Annotated in this window: 18 protein-coding genes; 9 read left to right on the forward strand and 9 right to left on the reverse strand. The window is 42.1% G+C overall.

Annotation, left to right across the window (positions count from 1 at the left end; genetic code table 11):
• Positions 1-705: 705 nt before the first annotated feature.
• The 6 genes from glyA to V7L20_RS03540 all read left to right on the forward strand — a co-directional run bounded on the left by glyA (position 706) and on the right by V7L20_RS03540 (position 5,305).
• A complete protein-coding gene (glyA, locus tag V7L20_RS03515; protein ID WP_334742735.1) occupies positions 706-1,989 on the forward strand; it encodes a serine hydroxymethyltransferase in 1,284 nt (427 codons plus the stop codon).
• 115 nt (positions 1,990-2,104) lie between these two features.
• Entirely contained in the window at positions 2,105-3,355 is a 1,251-nt protein-coding gene (locus V7L20_RS03520) for a competence/damage-inducible protein A (RefSeq protein WP_334742736.1), read from the forward strand.
• A 49-nt stretch (positions 3,356-3,404) separates the two neighbouring features.
• Positions 3,405-3,665: a CopG family transcriptional regulator gene (locus V7L20_RS03525; protein ID WP_334742737.1), complete on the forward strand. Its 261-nt coding sequence runs from the start codon at positions 3,405-3,407 to the stop codon at positions 3,663-3,665.
• Positions 3,652-4,068: a PIN domain-containing protein gene (locus tag V7L20_RS03530; protein ID WP_334742738.1), complete on the forward strand. Its 417-nt coding sequence runs from the start codon at positions 3,652-3,654 to the stop codon at positions 4,066-4,068. Before V7L20_RS03525 ends, V7L20_RS03530 begins: the two co-directional genes overlap by 14 nt.
• 26 nt (positions 4,069-4,094) lie before the next feature.
• Entirely contained in the window at positions 4,095-4,709 is a 615-nt protein-coding gene (locus V7L20_RS03535; RefSeq protein WP_334742818.1) for a hypothetical protein, read from the forward strand.
• A 74-nt stretch (positions 4,710-4,783) separates the two neighbouring features.
• Entirely contained in the window at positions 4,784-5,305 is a 522-nt protein-coding gene (locus tag V7L20_RS03540) for a type II toxin-antitoxin system HicA family toxin (protein WP_334742739.1), read from the forward strand.
• Between the two features lie 82 nt (positions 5,306-5,387).
• On the opposite strand, the gene V7L20_RS03545 is transcribed toward V7L20_RS03540, so the two are convergent.
• Positions 5,388-5,660 (reverse strand): hypothetical protein, encoded by a 273-nt coding sequence (locus tag V7L20_RS03545; protein WP_334742740.1) that lies wholly within the window; start codon positions 5,658-5,660, stop codon positions 5,388-5,390.
• A 201-nt stretch (positions 5,661-5,861) separates the two neighbouring features.
• Here V7L20_RS03545 and V7L20_RS03550 point away from each other — a divergent pair, with 201 nt between their 5' ends.
• Positions 5,862-6,656: an LmeA family phospholipid-binding protein gene (locus tag V7L20_RS03550; RefSeq protein ID WP_334742741.1), complete on the forward strand. Its 795-nt coding sequence runs from the start codon at positions 5,862-5,864 to the stop codon at positions 6,654-6,656.
• 151 nt (positions 6,657-6,807) lie between these two features.
• Here V7L20_RS03550 and V7L20_RS03555 read toward each other — a convergent pair whose 3' ends face one another.
• The 3 genes from V7L20_RS03555 to V7L20_RS03565 all read right to left on the reverse strand — a co-directional run bounded on the left by V7L20_RS03555 (position 6,808) and on the right by V7L20_RS03565 (position 12,154).
• The gene (locus V7L20_RS03555; RefSeq protein ID WP_334742742.1) at positions 6,808-8,199 is read right to left on the reverse strand and encodes a UDP-glucose dehydrogenase family protein; all 1,392 of its coding nucleotides are present in this window, start codon (positions 8,197-8,199) and stop codon (positions 6,808-6,810) included.
• A 147-nt stretch (positions 8,200-8,346) separates the two neighbouring features.
• Positions 8,347-9,297: a UDP-glucuronic acid decarboxylase family protein gene (locus tag V7L20_RS03560; protein ID WP_334742743.1), complete on the reverse strand. Its 951-nt coding sequence runs from the start codon at positions 9,295-9,297 to the stop codon at positions 8,347-8,349.
• Between the two features lie 718 nt (positions 9,298-10,015).
• The gene (locus V7L20_RS03565; RefSeq protein ID WP_334742744.1) at positions 10,016-12,154 is read right to left on the reverse strand and encodes a cation:proton antiporter domain-containing protein; all 2,139 of its coding nucleotides are present in this window, start codon (positions 12,152-12,154) and stop codon (positions 10,016-10,018) included.
• Between the two features lie 21 nt (positions 12,155-12,175).
• Here V7L20_RS03565 and V7L20_RS03570 point away from each other — a divergent pair, with 21 nt between their 5' ends.
• Positions 12,176-12,349, forward strand: a complete 174-nt coding sequence (locus V7L20_RS03570; RefSeq protein ID WP_334742745.1) for a hypothetical protein — start codon at positions 12,176-12,178, stop codon at positions 12,347-12,349.
• Between the two features lie 65 nt (positions 12,350-12,414).
• Here the strand turns inward: V7L20_RS03570 and V7L20_RS03575 are convergent, their stop codons facing one another.
• The 5 genes from V7L20_RS03575 to V7L20_RS03595 form a co-directional block, all read right to left on the reverse strand.
• A complete protein-coding gene (locus tag V7L20_RS03575; RefSeq protein WP_334742746.1) occupies positions 12,415-13,071 on the reverse strand; it encodes an HAS-barrel domain-containing protein in 657 nt (218 codons plus the stop codon).
• 136 nt (positions 13,072-13,207) lie between these two features.
• Positions 13,208-13,405 (reverse strand): NAD(P)H dehydrogenase subunit NdhS, encoded by a 198-nt coding sequence (locus tag V7L20_RS03580; RefSeq protein ID WP_069070957.1) that lies wholly within the window; start codon positions 13,403-13,405, stop codon positions 13,208-13,210.
• Positions 13,406-13,500: 95 nt separating this feature from the next.
• Positions 13,501-14,814, reverse strand: a complete 1,314-nt coding sequence (gene rodA / locus V7L20_RS03585) for a rod shape-determining protein RodA (RefSeq protein ID WP_334742747.1) — start codon at positions 14,812-14,814, stop codon at positions 13,501-13,503.
• A gap of 185 nt (positions 14,815-14,999) precedes the next feature.
• The gene (locus V7L20_RS03590; RefSeq protein ID WP_334742748.1) at positions 15,000-16,091 is read right to left on the reverse strand and encodes an Mrp/NBP35 family ATP-binding protein; all 1,092 of its coding nucleotides are present in this window, start codon (positions 16,089-16,091) and stop codon (positions 15,000-15,002) included.
• Positions 16,092-16,356: 265 nt separating this feature from the next.
• Positions 16,357-16,881 (reverse strand): SRPBCC family protein, encoded by a 525-nt coding sequence (locus V7L20_RS03595; RefSeq protein WP_334742749.1) that lies wholly within the window; start codon positions 16,879-16,881, stop codon positions 16,357-16,359.
• 549 nt (positions 16,882-17,430) lie between these two features.
• On the opposite strand from V7L20_RS03595, the gene hemF reads away from it, so the two are divergent.
• Complete coding sequence (gene hemF / locus V7L20_RS03600) at positions 17,431-18,471, forward strand: oxygen-dependent coproporphyrinogen oxidase (protein WP_334742750.1); 1,041 nt, start codon at positions 17,431-17,433, stop codon at positions 18,469-18,471.
• Positions 18,472-18,705 lie beyond the last annotated feature (234 nt).

The raw sequence follows: 18,705 nt of genomic DNA on the forward strand, positions 1-18,705 counted from the left end.
CTTAGTACAGCTGTGCCTAAATTCATAGCGAATTGACTAGAGTAAATTGTTGATGGTAAAGTGAGGAGCATACGTAGACTATCCCTCAAGCATTCGGTAGTATGGCTGGATCTTAAATTTTCGACTATTTTAATCAACATAAGGCATTTGCAAGTATATCTGCGGTTCTAGCAGTACCAGCAATCACAACAATTAATCTTCCAGCATTAACGCCAGAAAACACATCCTTAAAAATACATTCATTTACAACATAACCTGCCAAACTTTCGGCGATGGGGCTAAAACTTCAGTAAACAACCCTTAGATACGAGCGTAGAACTTCGTAGCTATCTTCTGCCAGCGTTGTATTACGCACAGTCAATTACCGAAGCGTTCAGCTTTTTGTCCCACAGAGGGACGATGTGTCCGATGGTCACTGAGCGGCTGGTGAGCGGAGTCGAACCATGTCGAAGTGCGGGCTATTCGGCGTCGCAACAAGCTTTATTTAGCGCAGCTTCAAAAAGCAACGTTATGATAATTAATCGTCTAATAATAGATAAGTTGGCACAAATAAACCTCAATAGTACGGAGACGATTAATCGCCTCTGTAGAGCAGTCAAAAATCATTGAACTATAGACTTTGGGCTATAAACTCTTGAAAGTAGACTTTAGGTGTTGCACCAACCAAAATCAGCCGTTGTACAAATTTCCATAAGGATAATTGAAGTGACTAAGACTAACTCAGACTTTCTTACCTCCACCGATCCAGCGATCGCGGAGTTAATCAACGACGAACTACAGCGTCAACGAGATCACTTGGAGTTGATTGCTAGCGAAAACTTTACCTCTGCTGCTGTACTGGCGGCTCAAGGTTCAGTACTGACAAATAAATATGCCGAGGGATTACCTGGTAAACGCTACTATGGCGGTTGTGAGTATATCGACAAAATCGAGCAACTAGCGATCAATCGTGCTAAACAGATATTTGGTGCTGCTCATGCGAATGTGCAACCTCATTCTGGTGCACAAGCCAATTTTGCAGTGTTCCTGTCGCTGTTGGAACCAGGAGACAAAATTATGGGGATGGATTTGTCTCATGGGGGACATCTCACCCACGGTTCACCTGTAAATGTCTCAGGTAAGTGGTTCCAAGTTAGCCACTACGGCGTCAGCCAACAAACAGAACAACTTGACTACGATCAAATTCGGGAGCTGGCGCTGAGGGAGCGTCCTAAGCTCTTGATTTGTGGTTATTCAGCTTATCCTCGTATAATTGATTTTGAAAAGTTCCGTAGTATTGCTGATGAAATCGGCGCTTACTTACTTGCCGATATTGCCCATATTGCTGGTTTAGTTGCTAGTGGTCTTCATCCCGATCCCATTCCTCATTGTCATGTAGTGACAACAACTACACATAAGACTCTACGCGGCCCTAGAGGTGGTTTAATTTTGACCAGCGACGCAGAACTAGGTAAAAAGCTAGATAAATCTGTTTTTCCTGGCAGCCAAGGTGGGCCATTGGAACACGTTATTGCTGGTAAGGCAGTAGCTTTTGGAGAAGCCCTAAAGCCTGAGTTTAAAACCTATTCTGCCCAAGTGATTGAAAATGCTCGTGCTTTGGCAGATCAATTAGAAAACCGGGGTTTAAAGCTAGTCTCAAATGGCACTGATAACCATTTAATCCTCGTGGATTTACGCTCTGTCGGTCTAACTGGTAAACAGGCAGATCAGCTAGTTAGTACCGTGAATATTACTGCTAATAAAAATACTATTCCCTTTGATCCGCAATCCCCATTTGTTACCAGTGGTTTAAGGTTAGGTTCGCCTGCAATGACCACGCGAGGTTTAGGAGAAGCAGAATTTACCGAGATTGCAAATATTATTAGCGATCGCCTGCTTTCTCCAGATTCCGACGTAGTAACCCAAGATTGTCGGCAACGGGTAGCAGTATTGTGCGATCGCTTCCCCTTATATCCTCACCTGGAAATTCCTGTACCAGCATTAGCCTGAGATGATAATTAGTTAGGAGTTAAGAGTTAAGAGTGATGAGTTTTAAGTTTTGAACTCCTAACTCCTAACTTCTAACTCCTAACTCCTAACTTCTAACTCTTAACTATTCCTTCCAATGAGTGCAGAAATTATTTGTGTTGGTACAGAATTGCTACTAGGAGATATCCTCAACGGCAATGCTCAATTTTTGGCGCAACAATTAGCGCAACTCGGAATTCCCCACTACTATCAAACAGTGGTTGGGGATAATCCAGAACGGTTGAAGCAAGTTATAGAAATTGCTATTTCCAGAGCGCAAATTCTCATTTTCACTGGTGGACTCGGCCCAACACCAGATGACCTCACCTGCGAAACGATCGCCAATTTTTTTAAAGTCCCGTTGGTAGAACGCTCTGACATCATTGAAGACATAACCCAGAAATTCGCGCAACGTGGTCGGGTTATGTCATCAAGTAACCGCAAGCAGGCTTTAATTCCCCAAGGTGCAGAAATTCTCCCAAACCCCACTGGAACAGCACCCGGTATCATTTGGCAACCCCGTCCTGAAATCACGATTTTTACCTTTCCCGGTGTTCCTAGTGAAATGCACCTGATGTGGGAAGAAACAGCCGTCCTATTTCTCAAAAGTCAAGGTTGGGGTAAAGAAATTATTTACAGCCGGAGTCTAAAGTTTTGGGGTATTGGTGAATCGGCTTTAGCCGAAAAAGTTGCATCCTATTTGAAGTTGCCAAATCCCACAGTGGCCCCTTATGCAGGTAAGGGGGAAGTAAGATTGCGAGTTTCTGCTAAAGCAACTTCAGAAGCAGCAGCAGAAGCCTTAATTGCGCCCATTGAGAAACAACTTACAGAAATTGCCGGACTGGATTTTTACGGGATTAATAATGATACTCTTGCTTCCGTAGTTGGTCAGTTGTTGCGGGCATTAAAAGAAACGCTTTCGGTGGCAGAATCTTGTACTGGTGGTGGTTTAGGGCAAATGTTGACTGAGATTTCTGGAAGTTCTGATTACTTTTGGGGTGGAGTAATTTCTTATGACAATTCGGTGAAGGTTGGGCTGCTAGGGGTTAACCCAGAAGATTTAGATAAATTTGGGGCGGTAAGTGCTACTGTTGCACAGCAAATGGCAATTGGAGTCAAAACCCGCCTTGCAACAACTTGGGGATTAAGTATTACTGGTATTGCTGGCCCAACTGGAGGGACGGATACTAAACCAGTGGGTTTAGTTTACGTTGGTTTGGCTGGGCCAAAAGATGAAGTGACAAGTTTTGAATATCAGTTTGGTACAGTACGAGGACGCGCTCTAATTCGTCATGTTAGCGCAAATGCAGCGTTGGATAATCTGCGGCGGAAGTTGTTGACGAGGTAGGAGATATGTTATTTTTGTCATACAAATTGTATGACAAACGAACCTAACAATGCGAATTAATGCGCGATTAGATGAAGAGTATGCTAACAAACTAGCTTACATTCAACAGCAGACTAATCAGGCAGTAACAGATGTGATTAAGTCTGCTATTGAATTGTATTACCAGCAGCTTCAACAGGAGCAAAAGAACGCGTTGTTCATGCTGACCCAAACAGGTTTTATTGGTTGTGGTCATACAGATTCGGATTTGTCTGTAAATTACAAATTAATTTTGAGAGATAGCTTGAAAGCTAAGTATGATTATCGTTGATACTGGCTTTTGGTTAGCCTTAGCAAATCGAAATGACTTGTACCACACTCAAGCAATAACAGTACTTGCCAATGTCAACGAACCTCTGATTACGACTTGGATTGTTGTTACAGAAACTTGCTATCTACTGCTAACAAAGATGGGAAACCACGCAAAATTAAGTTTCATTAATAACTTATTTTTAAGGGTATTTACGGCTTTTGATTTGCAAACCCATCATGGTAAGCGCATTTGTGAACTGATGGAAAAATATGGGAACTTACCAATGGATCTTGCCGATGCTTCCTTAGTAGTTTTGGCAGAACATCTGAGGCATGGAAGAATTTTGTCTATAGATTTCAGAGATTTTAATGCTTACCGTTGGAAAAATCAGTATCCGTTTGAAAATCTGATGGTATGTTAAAAAACTCAATTATGAATTATGCAGCTATGAGCAAAATTCCCATTCTTCAATCAAATCACTCATATACTTTTAGAAGCTATTTTGAGATGTCATTTGAGCCAGAAGATATACTGGCTGAATTTGGCTATTCTTTAAAACGTTCCTCTCTTAATCTACAAAAATCCAGCATTGAATTAGACAGACTCGCAAATCTCAAATCTAGAATTGAAGAGAGTTTACCATATATTAGTTTGACTAGTGAGGCAGCCCGTAGAGAGTTACTAATTGCGCCAATTTTATTGGATGTTGTTCATTACACTCAGGCTCAACTTAGAATCGAATATCCTCTTATAGTTACAGAACAGTTAAAAGGTTCCCTTGACTATTATCTTCATGCAGACCGTAAGCTTTTAGTTGTAGAAGCTAAAAATGCTGATCTGGCAAGGGGTTTTACTCAGCTTGCGGTAGAACTGATTGCTATTGATGCGTGGACTGACTCTCAAGAGGTAAATTTACAAGGGGCTGTTTCTACAGGGGATATTTGGCAATTTGGTCTATTGAATCGAGAAACTAAACAAATAACTCAAGACCTGAATTTATATCGTGTTCCTGCTGATATAGAAGACTTGCTTCGGATTTTGGTGGCGATACTCGGTTGCTGAGAAATATAGCGATGTATAATCACAAGCTGCTTTGCATCTACACGCTTTTGATTTTGTGATGATAAAGTGTATAAATGTCGAAAAAACGTAAATTGTTAAAGAAAGTTATTTCTAGCTCTAAAAATATTCAATTTAATGAACTGGTGACTTTGGTTGAGGCTTTTGGATTTTCTCTATCACGGGTTAATGGCAGTCACCACATATTTACTAATCCAGATATTCCTGAGCTTGTTAACCTGCAAAATCGAAAGGGCTTGGATGTTCTTGCTGTAACTTTCTCACAGCAGCCTCAGCTTTCACTAAATCAACCTGTTCAATTAAAGGATTTAACCAATCTTTATTTAGAGATTTTATTGCTACTTGCAATTGGGGATTATTGCCAACAATTGCTAGTGCTTGCCCTGCTATTTATGTTGCCTGAAAAGCTGCGCCACCAATCGGACCGCCAATATCTACAGCCGCTCCTGCAACAGCTTGCCCAGCTTGAACAGCAGCACTGCCAACTACTTCGGCTGTTCCTGCTACTGTTTCAAATAATAAATTCCAAAAAGATGGTTCTTTTACAGTTAATTTATTATCTGTTTTGCTTTTATTAATCGCAATTGAAGTTGAATATTCAATATTTATTTTAGATGTTAATACATGTGAATTTACTAGTGCTTCTATCTCAATTTCCTGTTACCAATCTGGAAAATCCTCGCCTGTTACTCTACTGTAGATTTTGACATTTTTAAAAGATTGGATGCTTAAATTAATTAATCCATCACAAATAAGTGGGACTACCAACTGTTGTACTGGAACTTCAAATGATTCCAGCATTTTCTGTAGACAATTTTGTTTTAAACTAGTTTTTGGCGTAACTTTGGGTAAATTTAACCACTGACTTACTAGAGTGTTAATCGCATTTGTATCACCCTGCTTGGCATGTTCTAGAATGTTTAGCTGTATCATAATTACTATTGGTGAGAATCTTACCGATAACCTAGTTTAATTATTCCCATCACTAGCTTTAAAGTAACATCTGATACAGCGACCTTGTAACCATCAGCCATCCTATACCTACCCATCAGCACAATTAATCACGGGATCGCTTGCTGTATTCTTCACAGTTTGTTACAAAAGTACAAAGAACTTCTAGAGACCCAAAACCACATGTTCGGCGGACTTACTGGTTTACAAGATCCTAAAGGTACAGATTGGGGAGAGCGGATGCTCAACACGGTCGCTAGCCAAACGATTCGCCACCTGTTTAGCCAAAGCGAGTCAGTAGAAGTCTTTGTGCGCTGCTACCCCTCCAGCAAGCTTTTGCAAGGCAGCATTGATAGCTTCAAGATGAGCGGTCGTGGCTTGGTGATTCGGAAAGATTTCGCGGTAGAGGAGATGTCTTTTGAAACTGATGCGGTTGCCATTGACTTTGGCTCGGTTTTAAGTGGCAAACTCAGTCTTAAGCAACCTACTCAAGCGATCGCCCAAGTAATCTTATCAGAAGCAGGCATCAATCAAGCCTTTAATGCGGAACTGGTGAAAAAGCGCCTGCTTAACCTTACCGTACCTTCACTGACAGAATTATCTGGTGGTGAACCAGTTTCCTTTACGGAAGTACAGGTACAGCTATTGCCAGAGAGTCGCTTACAGCTTCTAGCAAAAGCAGATTTAAACAATGGCGAACTTGTTCCCCTGAACATGAGCCTAACTCTAGGTATCCAAAGGCGGCGGCGAGTTTCCTTCAAAGATCCAAAAATTGAACTTGACCAAGTGCCAGAAGCACAACGCGAAATCTCGCAAACCTTAAGCGTGGCGCTAGTAGAAATTTTAGATAATATGGTCGATTTGGATCGTTTTGACCTTGATGGAGTGAAAATGCGACTTAACCGATTAGAAACTGAAGGTAAAAAACTTATTTTCAGTGGATATGCTGAAATTGAACGTATTCCACGTAGTTCTTGATAAAAAATTATCATGTAAGTCAAGCGTATTAAAATACCGCCTAGAATTATCTAGGCGGTACTGTAAATCTTTAAGTTTTGAACGGAGTTAAGGATAAGCGATAACTCCTAACTCCTGTACAGACGCAATTAATCGCGTCTGTCCTAAATCTCTATCTTCCAACGCCTACATATTGGAATCCAGCCCGAATCATTACTTCAGGGTCGAGGAAGTTACGACCATCGATAATAACGGGGTGGGCCATCAATTTTGCCATCTTCACATAGTCGAGAGTGCTGAACTGCTGCCATTCGGTGACGAGTACCAACGCATCGCAGCCATCAGCTAATCTTTCGGCATCGGTTTCTACTAGCACACCAGAAAGCCCATGACGTAAACCTGTTTGGGAAACAATGGGGTCAAAGGCTTTAACTTTGGCTCCTAGTCGATTTAGCTGCTCAATTAGGTTGAGGGCTGGGGCGTCGCGCAAGTCGTCGGTATCGGGCTTGAAGGTCAGTCCGAGTAGTCCAACTGTTTTGCCTTTAAGAATTTTCAAAACTTTTTGGAGTTTTTCTAAAGCAATCATTCGCTGGCGTTCGTTGACACTGACAGCAGCTTTGAGTAATTGGGCTTCATAGCCATAATCATCAGCAGTGTGAACTAGAGCGGAGACATCTTTGGGAAAACAAGAACCACCCCAACCAATACCAGCTTGTAAAAATTTGTTACCAATACGGGAGTCTAGACCGATACCTTTAGCTACTTGGGTGACATCAGCACCGACGCGATCGCAAATATTAGCAACTTCGTTAATAAAACTAATCTTAGTGGCTAAAAAAGCATTAGCGGCGTATTTAATCATTTCCGCCGAACTCAGGTCTGTTGCCAGAATTGGCACAGGGGGTAAAGAGTGATCCTCAGCGTACTTGCGTTCTACAATTGGGGCATAGAGTTGTCGCATTAAGGCTACTGCTCTTTGACTATTACCTCCTAGTACAATGCGATCAGGGTTGAAGGTGTCGTACACTGCCGAACCTTCACGCAAAAACTCTGGATTGCTGATTACATCAAACTCGGCAGCAAACTCAGGTAGTTTACCATCGCTCGGAACCCCACCTGCGGGTACTAATGCTTTCTGCCGTTCAGCAATACCATCTAGAACAAGCATCCGTACCCAATCACCTGAGCCAATGGGCACTGTAGATTTATTCACTATGACTTTATAACCACCATTGAGATTTTCTCCAATCCCACGGGCTACAGCTTCAACATAACGAGTATCACTTTCACCAGTGGGTAAAGGTGGCGTTCCTACAGCAATAAACAGAACTTCTCCGTGGCCAACTCCAGCAGCAAGATCGCTAGTAAAATGAATTTTCTCTGCTTGAATTGCAGATTGCATAATTTCTGAGAGTCCCGGCTCAAAAATTGGAGACTGCCCAGACTTCATTAACTTAACTTTTTCTTCATTGTTGTCTACGCAAATTACATCATGCCCAATATGAGCCAAGCAAGCACCTGTAACTAAACCAACGTAACCAGTACCAATCACGCAAACACGCATTTTTTAACTCCTCACTTTTCTTGGGGTTAGTTTTCTAAAAGAAGTATCAATATTACACTGAAACACTGGCAGTCAACTCAGCCACTAAGCACACCAGCTACCGATAGGGTGAGCTTGCATGAAATTTAAAGCAACGCTACGCGCTACTCAGGTGGTTGAATTATTTACATCGCTTTGAATGCGATCGCGAAAATCTTCTATTGTTAGTTTTAACCCCTCTTGCAGAGCAATAGTCGGTTCCCAATTTAACCAAGTTTTTGCCTTTGTAATATCAGGTTGGCGGCGCCGGGGATCGTCCGAAGGTAGTGGCTCGAATTTGATCTGCGCGTCTGGATTAATCATATTTTGCACTGCTTGTGCCAATTGTAAAATAGTATATTCACCAGGATTACCCAGGTTTACTGGGCCTATGTAGTCGCTATTCATTAGGCGGATGAATCCTTCGACTAAATCAGAAACATAGCAGAAACTACGAGTTTGCGAACCATCACCGTAAACGGTTAAAGGATTACCCCGTAAGGCTTGAACTATAAAGTTGCTCACCACCCGGCCATCGTTTTCTAACATTCTCGGACCGTAGGTGTTAAATATCCGAACAACTCGAATATCAACTTTATTTTGCCTATAATAATCAAATGCTAGAGTCTCAGCAATTCTTTTACCTTCGTCGTAGCATGAACGTATCCCAATAGGATTAACGCTACCCCGATACTCTTCAGTTTGGGGATGAATTTCTGGATCACCGTATACTTCACTAGTTGAAGCCAAGAAAAACCTAGCTTTCACACGTTTAGCTAGCCCCAACATATTGAGTGTTCCCATCACGTTAGTTTTAACGGTTTTAACTGGGTTGTACTGGTAATGTACTGGTGAAGCAGGACAAGCTAAATGATAAATTTGATCCACTTCTAACCGAATTGGTTCGGTAATATCGTGGCGGATCAGTTCAAAGTACGGATGATCTAACCATTTCAGGATGTTCCGTTTGTGACCAGTGTAAAAATTATCCAAGCATATTACTTCATGCCCATCGGTCATTAGTCGGTCGATGAGATGGGAACCAATAAACCCAGCACCACCCGTCACCAAAATTCTCATAGTTTCCCAGTTATTTACAAATATTTTCAGTAGCTATTGCACTCACTTTTAGATTACCCAGGTTGGGGACAAAAATACAAAACGAGAAAAAGAATAAAGTTCAATCAAAAAGCGTTGTTGAATTTACGTATTTTTCTCCGGTTATATTTTTGTTATTTTTTACTTGCTTCTTTAATAATTTAACTAGTAAAATAACAAAATTTGTCAGTCTTCCACCTAAAGTTCATCAAATCTTCAACAATATAAAGTGTTTTACGGTTACCAATGTTTTCAGTTGGATGCAAGAATAAGTTCACACTTTCCCCATTTCAAGGTCTTACAATTACTTATGTTTTTGCAATAGTCAAGTTTTTTTATTTACCAACATTCTGCTTTGTATTATAAGTGCAGAGACTTATATTATTTCAGGATATTCTTGTATCAATAAAATACATAGGTTTGTAGGGGCATACAAATGTGCGCCCCTACAGATGATTCATTGAAAGCAACGGGAAACTCAATTTTTTTGAGTGGATGGACGAGGTTATTCTCCCCGTCACTTGGGGCATAGCGCATTGGTAACTTCTTCCCTATGCCCCATTTCCCCTGCCCAAAACTCCATCTTGCAAGTGGCGTGGAGTTTTTCATTTGTTGCAAAGTTTGTTGTCAATGCGACCCCTCCAATAGACTACACCAACACAGCCTAAGTCCATGTGAGTGGACTAAACTCTGCCTCATATCATACAGCAGAGGTAATGCTAGTAACCGTTTTAGACATAACTAAATTTGTGGTTTGAGTGCGTTGCGGTTCTCCAAGCATGACAATGGAGCAGGTGAGTTGTCTGGCTAACTGAGTTGTGACATCGCTAATGGCTAATCCTCCAGGGCTGGTACGATTACGTATAAAAGGTAAAACTACTAGATCATATAATCGTGCTGCCTGCAAAATTGCTTGGGCAACATTCTCATGAGCAATAATTTGAATTTCTGGAGCATTGGTCAAAGCTAATTTAGATACCAATATGGAGAGATGCGATCGCCTCCAAGCAATTTTACTAGAACTAGTGCGGCGATCGCACACATTTAATACAGTAATATGGCTCTGATTTGCCTCTGCTAGCATCTGGGCAAATTGTACAGGCTGTAATGTCGGCGCTGTTAAGTTTTCTACTGGTACTAAGATGCGCTGAATTTTTTTCGGTGATTCTACTAGACGTGTTACTGCTACTGGACAATGAGATGCCCAAAGCACACCATCAATCACATTCCCAAATAAACGCGCTCGTAACCCAGTCCGTTTACCCCAACCCATAACGATTAAATTAGCCTTTTGTTCACGAGCAGCTCTGCTAATTCCTTGAGCAAAGGCATCATCAATCCGCAGCATTGGTTCTGCGGCTACGCCCAATCCTCGACTGTGTACCGTAGCTTTTGTTAATAATTGCTCACTCCGTTGTAGAGACGCTTCTAACTGTGGGGCATCCATTTGAGCGGTAGCGTTAGCGATCGCAAACGGTATAATTTTTCCTTTACACTGACGCGCTAATAACGCCGCCATTTCAATCAAATACTGCTCAGTGTGGGGATTATAGATAGGTACGATGATAGTAAAAGCACTGTCTGTTTTTGGTGCGTTTTGGTCAGGTTGGGGTGGTGTTGGATCTTCGGCGGGTGAGGAATTCAAACCAACAGCTATTTTACTAGTGATCAACGGTCCCAAGGTTGATGTGACAACCATTAAAACAATCACGCTGTGTAATAATTCTACTGGCAGCAACTCAGCTCGGTATCCCACTAACGTTGCTGCTAACGTTGTAGTAACCTGGGGAAGTGATAGCGACCAGATGGTTAGCATTTCTTGCCAGTTATAGCGGTAAACCAGTTTTGTGAACAAAGCTGCAATCAACTTACTGGCAATCAAACCGACTATCATCAACAGCGTTAACTTGAGCGTGTCTACATTGTTCACAAAGGCGGGTAGATTGATCGTTAAGCCAAGGTCAACAAAGAAAATGGGAATGAATATCACACTGCCAATAAATACCACCTTTTGTTTGACAGGGCCTTCCCCTACAGCTTCATTTACCGCCAAACCCGCTAAAAATGCACCAACAATTTTCTCTATCCCAATCAATTGAGCGCCTACAGCTGCCAGAAACACAGAAATCAACACAAACAAAAACTTGTTTCCTTCGTCGTCTCCAGATCGTTTGAAAAATTCTTTGCCTGCCCAATCAAAGCCTGTCACAACAGCAACAGAGTAAATAATTAACCAACCCGACAAGGTGAATAGTTTCGCAAAGCTGAATGCTCCAGTATGAACAATGCCTACACAAACGGCTAAGATAAGTACTGCGCCAACATCTGTAAAAATCTTAGCTCCAATCGTAACCGTAACAGCTTCGTTATTAATTACTCCCAAACGGCTGATTATGGGATATGCCAAAAGAGTATAGGAAGCGAATAAAGAACCTACTAATATTGAAATATTCCAGCCATAGCCTAAAATCAGCCCTACTAAGGTTACCATCACCAGGGGTAAACTGAAAGTTAAACTAGCAAACCCGAAGGCACGACTTTTTTGCCGACGAAACTGTTCTAGATCAACTTCTAGCCCTGTGATAAACAGCAAGTAAATTAAGCCAATGTCTGATAGCAGGTTAATCATCGGCGAGTCCGACTGAAATAGATTCCAGCCTGAAGGGCCCAGTACTAGCCCTGAGAAAACCAAACCCACTAATCCTGGTAATCTTAGCCGCTCAAACATGATGGGTATAACTAAGATAACCACCAGCAAAATAGCAAAGGGAACAATTGGTTCCTTGCCAAGAACTTGGGAAGTTGGTTCCAGAGCAAGAACTTGTGATATGAGTTCCATGATGTAGGAATTGAAGGGGCTGTGGTAAAACCGCGATTATCTTGGGGGCGATCGCTTTGGGACTTCCAAATAAAAAAATATCCCATCGTTTTAGAGGCAGGGGGCAGGGGGAGGGAAAGTCCTAGTGAAGTCCAGAAATTGGATAATTTATTTTTTGGAGTTCCCTTAATCGATATAAATAGAGAAGCCACCTGAGGAAAAATCAAATAAATAAATATATTAACTTACACTAACTAGGCAATTGTCTTAGAACTAACTACCTACGGATGGATTTGACTCAAAATGAACCGCAAGCGATCATAGTCGTCTTTAAGTAGCACACTTAAGCTACGTCCAGCTTTAATTAGCCATTCTCGGTCAGCTTTACGTAACTGGTATATATCTCGAATGGCAGCTGCGGCCAAAGACTCTACTGGCGCACCGTTAATACAAAGAAGTGTCCGCAAAAAATCTAGTTCTTCAGTAAATTTAATGATTGCTTCTGGTTCACACCTATAAACAGCTTGATGAATTTGCGGGGGACGAGGTGGTAGATACTGATATATTCTTTGGTTATAACCTTGATTCTGGGAAGATTGTTCAAATCCCACGATCGCAGATCGAAATTCTGTTCTAAGCATGGCAAATATCTGGGGTTGTTCTTCGCGTAAGTCTTGCAATGACAACCCCAAAGCTCTAGCCCGATGTACGGAATCTATGGGCATAGTTGTGGCATAATATACCACAGCATAAACTTGATTCCCTGATTCTTCATCTACAGAACAGACCCAGCTACCAAAGGGTGGCATGGAGGGAAAGCTCATATCTTCAGGTTCCAAACACTGAGCTAAAAACTCGGTACTAGTAGTTTCAATCACCTCCGCAATGTGGTTGGGATGGCGATCGCCAGTAGCAAACTGTGGTAGGGGGAGGCGCATGGGAGTGCTGAGTTAGGAGTTAAGAGTTAGGAGTGATGAGTTAAGAGTTAAGAGTGATAAGTTGAAGAATCATATATTCTTAACTCTTAACTAATCTCACTCTTAACTAATCTCACTCCTAACTCCTAACTAAATATTATTTGGCTTTTTTACGTCCGGCTGTAGTTTCTACAAGTTCCAACTCGCTCAGGCGAAAGGTAACTAATTTATCCCAGTTACCACCTTCAAATAATACGGCTACTTTGCCATCGGTCAGTCGTTGTACGAGTCCTTCGTAGCGATAATAGGTATCTGCGGGATTGTTGACGCGAACAGTTGCTCCAGGCAGAATCATGTTTTTAGCCTCGCTTGTTTCCTTTTAATAGCTTAATACTTCTTATTAGTCATTTGTCTTTGGGGAAGTCTAAATGACAAATGACCAATGACGAATCAATAATACTTCTGCCTTTGGCGAAAATTTGCTACCGATTCTACTATTCCCAAGGAAATGAAGTTAGTCAGCATAGCAGAACGCCCGTAACTCATCCAAGGTAAGGGAATTCCTGCCACAGGCGCTAAACCAACTGTCATGCCAACATTGACAATCAACTGAAATACAATCATGGAAAAAACGCCAATAGCCAACAAGGAACCAAAGTTATCTTTGGCAGTTTGGGCAATATGCAGTAGACGGAAGCAAATTAAGCAGAAGGCAAACAGCACTACCAAACAACCAACAAAACCGAACTCTTCCCCTACTGCGGAAAAAATAAAGTCTGTATGCTGTTCAGGTACGAAATTCAGTTGCGTCATTGGCCCCTTGAACAGACCCCATCCCCAAATTTCGCCAGCACCAATAGCAATACGAGATTGGATTAAGTGATATCCAGCACCAAGTGGATCGTGATCTGGGTTCATGAATACAGTTAGTCGGTCTTTTTGATACTTTTTCAAAACATGGTTCCAAGCAAAGACTCCTAATTCACCACCCAGTATATTGAGAGTCCACGCACCGATAGCACTCAAACTAAATCGAAGCCAGGGAAGAGTTTGCCAGCCCACAATAGCCATCGCAAATGACCAAACTATTCCTAATGGGCCAAAAGATAGTTCTTTGAATAAAACTATTGGCTCTGATAAAGGCCAAGATATACTAAACAAAATAGCGCCAACTACAGGAGAAATCATCAGAATTAACCAGCCTGGGTTAGCATTTGCCCAGTAAAGCATTCCTAAGACGATCGCACCAAATACCAGTGATGTTGCTAAATCTGGCTGCAAAAATACTAATCCCCAAGGTATAGCGGTGATTACCAGAACGCGGAAAACACCTTCAAGGGTAGAAGCAGTACGCCTGTGTAGTAAAGCTGCTAAGGTGATGATCATGCCGATTTTGGCAAATTCTGAGGGTTGCACGTTAAAGCCGGCAATACTAATCCACCGTTGCGCCCCTTTGGCGCTAGTACCAGCGATCATAACGGCGATTAAGCTGAAGTTCGTTAGTGCATAAGTTACCCAGTGCCACTGCATCAAGAGTTCATAACGGATGCGAGCTAAAAACAGGGCTATAAGCACGCCGATACCTGCTACCATCCAGTGCCACCACCAGTCAGTTACTGGCTGCTTCAGTTCCGTACTGAGAATCATGACACCACCAAAGATACTGACAGCAATCGGCAAACAAAATAGTAGCCAATCTACATTCTGCCAAGGCTTAACCCAAGACTTCCAGCGAATTTTGGGGAGCGATCTTTTTAATAACATTGTGTAAGTTTAGACTTTAGCTTTAATTGTTGGGAATTGGGAATTGGGCATGGGGCATGGGGCATTGGGCATTGGTTATTTCCCCTCTACTTCCCCTGCTTGCCTTACTCCCTTCCCTTATCCCCAATCCCCGGCCCTAGTATTCCCAGGACATAGCCTAGGAAGCTGATAGAAATTAAAATTAATTATGTTAGGGCAGCAACTGATACTTTACCAGCAATGGTAAGAGCGATCGCTGTTAATGCTTTTGCTGAAGCTGAATCTGGATCGCCAACAACTATTGGCACACCACTGTCACCACCAACTCGTGTGGAAATCTCTAGCGGTACGCACCCTAATAATGGCACTCCCAATTCGGCAGCTGTTTTTGAGCCACCACCAGAACCAAATATGTCATACTGCTTATCCGGTTGATCAGGAGGTATAAAATAGCTCATATTTTCCACAATCCCCAATACCGGAACATTCATCTGCTGGAACATCCGCAATCCCTTACGAGAATCTAACAGGGCTACAGTTTGCGGTGTAGTAACAATTATTGCACCTGCCATTGGTACTGCTTGGGTTAAAGTTAACTGAGCATCTCCGGTTCCCGGTGGCATATCTACAATCAAATAGTCCAGTTCTCCCCATTGCACTTGATAGAGAAACTGGCGAATTACACCATTGAGCATAGGCCCCCGCCAAATTACTGGCTGATCTCGGTCAATCAAAAAGCCCATTGAAACTAATTTGACACCGTGATTAAAAGCAGGTTCCAGGATGTCACCTGTTTCACTGAAACGCACAGTAATCTGGGCATCAGCCAGCCCCATCATGGTGGGATCATTGGGGCCATAAATATCAGCATCTAGCAAGCCGACTTTCGCCCCAGTTTGAGCTAGAGCCACTGCTACATTTACCGCCACCGTACTTTTACCAACGCCACCTTTACCACTAGAAACAGCAATGATATTTTTCACCCCAGAAATGCCAGTGCGTTGGCTTAACCCCCCGGAGGCATCGGGTAAACTTTTTTGCTGCGGTGTTTCTGCTGTTACTTCTATGCTGACATCTGTAACACCTGGAAGTTTTTTGACCGCTTTCTGACAGTCTTCAACAATAAATTCACGTAAAGGACAGGCAGGAGTGGTTAACACCAAAGTGAAACTAACCTTGCCACCGTCAATTTTCACGTTGCGAATCATATTCAATTCAACCAGACTTTTGCGGAGTTCTGGGTCTTCTACTGGTCGCAACACTTCTAAGACAGAGCGAGAATCGAGGACATCGTACATAAAAATTCAAAATTCAAAATGAATAAATACACCTGTGGCAAACATCTTAGCTATTAACTGAATGCTTTCTTAAGTAAGTTCAGCTTAGTGTTTTCACTGTCAATGCCGTAATAAAACTTAGCAAATTGAATTATTACCTAATAGAATCTTAACTTTCTTTGAGCATAAGGCACTTGTACTGAGCGAAGTCGAAGTATTGAGCATTAGTCATTTGTCATTTGTTATTCTCCTTGTCCCCCAATCACCAGTCCCTGATCCCCAAGACTTAAAAATCCAAACAACTGTCATTAAGGGATTTTTTCTTACCAGACACCGTTGGTAATGCTGTCTTTTCTACTGCCTCTATTAAAGACCGTGCTACGCGGTCTGTATAAGGACGGGATAAAGACCAAATTAGGGGCGATAACCAACCCCGTAGTGTTACAGAATAAGACAAATAAGTACCACAAACTGTTGACTCTACTTGATAAGTCACCCGTTCCTCTATCCCAGGAATCGCCAGCACTCTGATACTCAGCATCTCTCTGTGATTAACGCGCTCTACAAAAATTCGGATGGGAATCGGCCAAAAGCGTGTTACAGCATGATAAATCAATCCTGGCTTGGGTACTAATCCGTAGGGTACATTAGTACTCTTAAGTAGTGGATGCCAGGAAACATCAGTTAAATCAGCTACTTTTTGCCACAGCTCATCTACAGAAGCAGAACTTATCTCTCGATATGTCCGCACCAGAGAAGCGCAAAACCGACGACGTTTGCGGTGGATGAATTTGGATAACAAACCTTGCATTTTCCTAATCCTCCTCGCTAGACACTTTCTGGTAACTTTGGTATTGTGGGCAACTACGCTCAAACCTTAATAGGACTTACGCAAAACTATACGCACTCAGGGGCAACTCATGAATTGCCCCTAAGAAAATCATTCTTTTCTACTATTGTTTGCCTAAGTCCTGCCTAAATTAAAACTTTCTCAGAAATTCCCTAAACATAGCAAGCCTGTATTGGGTACAGACGCTAACAGATAACATAAGCAATATGGCAAAGAAGTTTTGAGCAGACCAGTTAAACCCTTGATAATTCAAGGTTACGACTAAAGTCTAGTGTTTATACCAAAATGTTCCAATTAAGAATTTCAAAAAAAACTTAGTCAATATACAAGCCTATACGCATTTGAGGGAAAATAACTCTAGTGATGCCCATCAATCGTATAAATGCTTAACCACTAAGAAAAAGCGGGTTGGGCAGATAGAGTTTGATTTTTGGTGCGTGTTTCCCCCAAATTTTAAGATAAGAAATTTGTGGCTTTCTGGAAATTGTAATTTTTTAGGTTCGGGAATCTATGTTGATCAACTCGCAAACACCAACTACATCAGCAGAATCATCCAAGTCTTTGCCAGGGACTGACGCTCAGACTAGAGTCAGTCAGTTTATGAAACAACTGCAAGACGAAATTACCGAATCATTGGCAAAACTAGATGGTGTGGCTAAATTTAATCAAGATAGTTGGGAACGCCCAGAAGGAGGCGGAGGGCGATCGCGTATTCTCCGTGATGGTGCAGTCTTTGAACAAGCAGGTGTAGGTTTTTCGGAAGTTTGGGGAGATCATTTACCCCCCTCAATTTTAACCCAACGCCCTGAAGCCGCAGGGCATGGTTTTTATGCCACAGGCACTTCACTGGTATTACATCCTCACAATCCTTACGTACCAACAGTTCATCTAAATTATCGCTACTTTGAAGCAGGGCCAGTCTGGTGGTTTGGTGGTGGTATTGACTTGACACCTTATTACCCCTTTGCTGAAGATGCGGCACATTTACATAAAACGTTAAAACAGGCTTGTGACAAACATCACCCAGAGTATTACTCAGTGTTTAAGCGGTGGTGTGATGAATATTTTTACCTGAAGCATCGTGATGAGACACGGGGTGTAGGTGGTTTGTTTTTTGATTACCAAGATGGTCAAGGTGCTTTATATCGCGGGCCAAATCCCAATGGGAAAGCGGCTATTTATAGCAACCAGGTGGGAACACCAGCAACCCGCAATTGGGAAGATTTGTTTGCCTTTGTGCAGGACTGTGGTAAGGCATTTTTACCAGCCTACGTACCAATTGTAGAACGGCGACACGGAATAGAATATGGCGATCGCCAACGGAATTTTCAACTTTACCGCCGGGGACGGTATGTAGAATTTAACCTGGTTTATGACCGAGGTACCATTTTTGGTCTACAAACCAACGGACGCACCGAATCAATTCTCATGTCCCTACCACCCTTAGTGCGCTGGGAATACGGCTATCAACCGGAACCCAATACACCGGAAGCCGAGTTGTATGAAACTTTCCTTAAGCCTCAAGATTGGATCAACTGGACACCCAAATAGTGCTGAGTGCTGTTAGCGATAGCAAGGCGTTTGCCCGTGCTGAGTTAGGAGTCAGGAGTTAAGAATCAGGAGTTATAATAATTATCCTGATCTTCCCCGACTCCCTCATCTCCCTCATCTCTCCCACTCCCCACTATTTTGCTGAGTATAAACTACTAAAGTTAAGCACTTAGCAAAAAAAGGTGACAATTTTAGCTATAGCTTGTTAATCTCAAGTGGCAGTATTAGAAAATT

This window comes from Nostoc sp., assembly GCF_036916735.1.
Lineage (GTDB): Bacteria > Cyanobacteriota > Cyanobacteriia > Cyanobacteriales > Nostocaceae > Nostoc.

Excerpts from the sequence above, each read along its gene's own strand:
- V7L20_RS03520 (WP_334742736.1), top strand. The coding sequence starts at position 2,105 with ATGAGTGCAGAAATTATTTGTGTTGGTACAGAATTGCTACTAGGAGAT.
- V7L20_RS03525 (WP_334742737.1), top strand. The coding sequence starts at position 3,405 with ATGCGAATTAATGCGCGATTAGATGAAGAGTATGCTAACAAACTAGCT.
- V7L20_RS03530 (WP_334742738.1), top strand. The coding sequence starts at position 3,652 with ATGATTATCGTTGATACTGGCTTTTGGTTAGCCTTAGCAAATCGAAAT.
- V7L20_RS03535 (WP_334742818.1), top strand. The coding sequence starts at position 4,095 with ATGAGCAAAATTCCCATTCTTCAATCAAATCACTCATATACTTTTAGA.
- V7L20_RS03540 (WP_334742739.1), top strand. The coding sequence starts at position 4,784 with ATGTCGAAAAAACGTAAATTGTTAAAGAAAGTTATTTCTAGCTCTAAA.
- V7L20_RS03545 (WP_334742740.1), bottom strand. The coding sequence starts at position 5,660 with ATGATACAGCTAAACATTCTAGAACATGCCAAGCAGGGTGATACAAAT.
- V7L20_RS03550 (WP_334742741.1), top strand. The coding sequence starts at position 5,862 with ATGTTCGGCGGACTTACTGGTTTACAAGATCCTAAAGGTACAGATTGG.
- V7L20_RS03555 (WP_334742742.1), bottom strand. The coding sequence starts at position 8,199 with ATGCGTGTTTGCGTGATTGGTACTGGTTACGTTGGTTTAGTTACAGGT.
- V7L20_RS03560 (WP_334742743.1), bottom strand. The coding sequence starts at position 9,297 with ATGAGAATTTTGGTGACGGGTGGTGCTGGGTTTATTGGTTCCCATCTC.
- V7L20_RS03565 (WP_334742744.1), bottom strand. The coding sequence starts at position 12,154 with ATGGAACTCATATCACAAGTTCTTGCTCTGGAACCAACTTCCCAAGTT.
- V7L20_RS03575 (WP_334742746.1), bottom strand. The coding sequence starts at position 13,071 with ATGCGCCTCCCCCTACCACAGTTTGCTACTGGCGATCGCCATCCCAAC.
- V7L20_RS03580 (WP_069070957.1), bottom strand. The coding sequence starts at position 13,405 with ATGATTCTGCCTGGAGCAACTGTTCGCGTCAACAATCCCGCAGATACC.
- rodA (WP_334742747.1), bottom strand. The coding sequence starts at position 14,814 with ATGTTATTAAAAAGATCGCTCCCCAAAATTCGCTGGAAGTCTTGGGTT.
- V7L20_RS03590 (WP_334742748.1), bottom strand. The coding sequence starts at position 16,091 with ATGTACGATGTCCTCGATTCTCGCTCTGTCTTAGAAGTGTTGCGACCA.
- V7L20_RS03595 (WP_334742749.1), bottom strand. The coding sequence starts at position 16,881 with ATGCAAGGTTTGTTATCCAAATTCATCCACCGCAAACGTCGTCGGTTT.
- hemF (WP_334742750.1), top strand. The coding sequence starts at position 17,431 with ATGTTGATCAACTCGCAAACACCAACTACATCAGCAGAATCATCCAAG.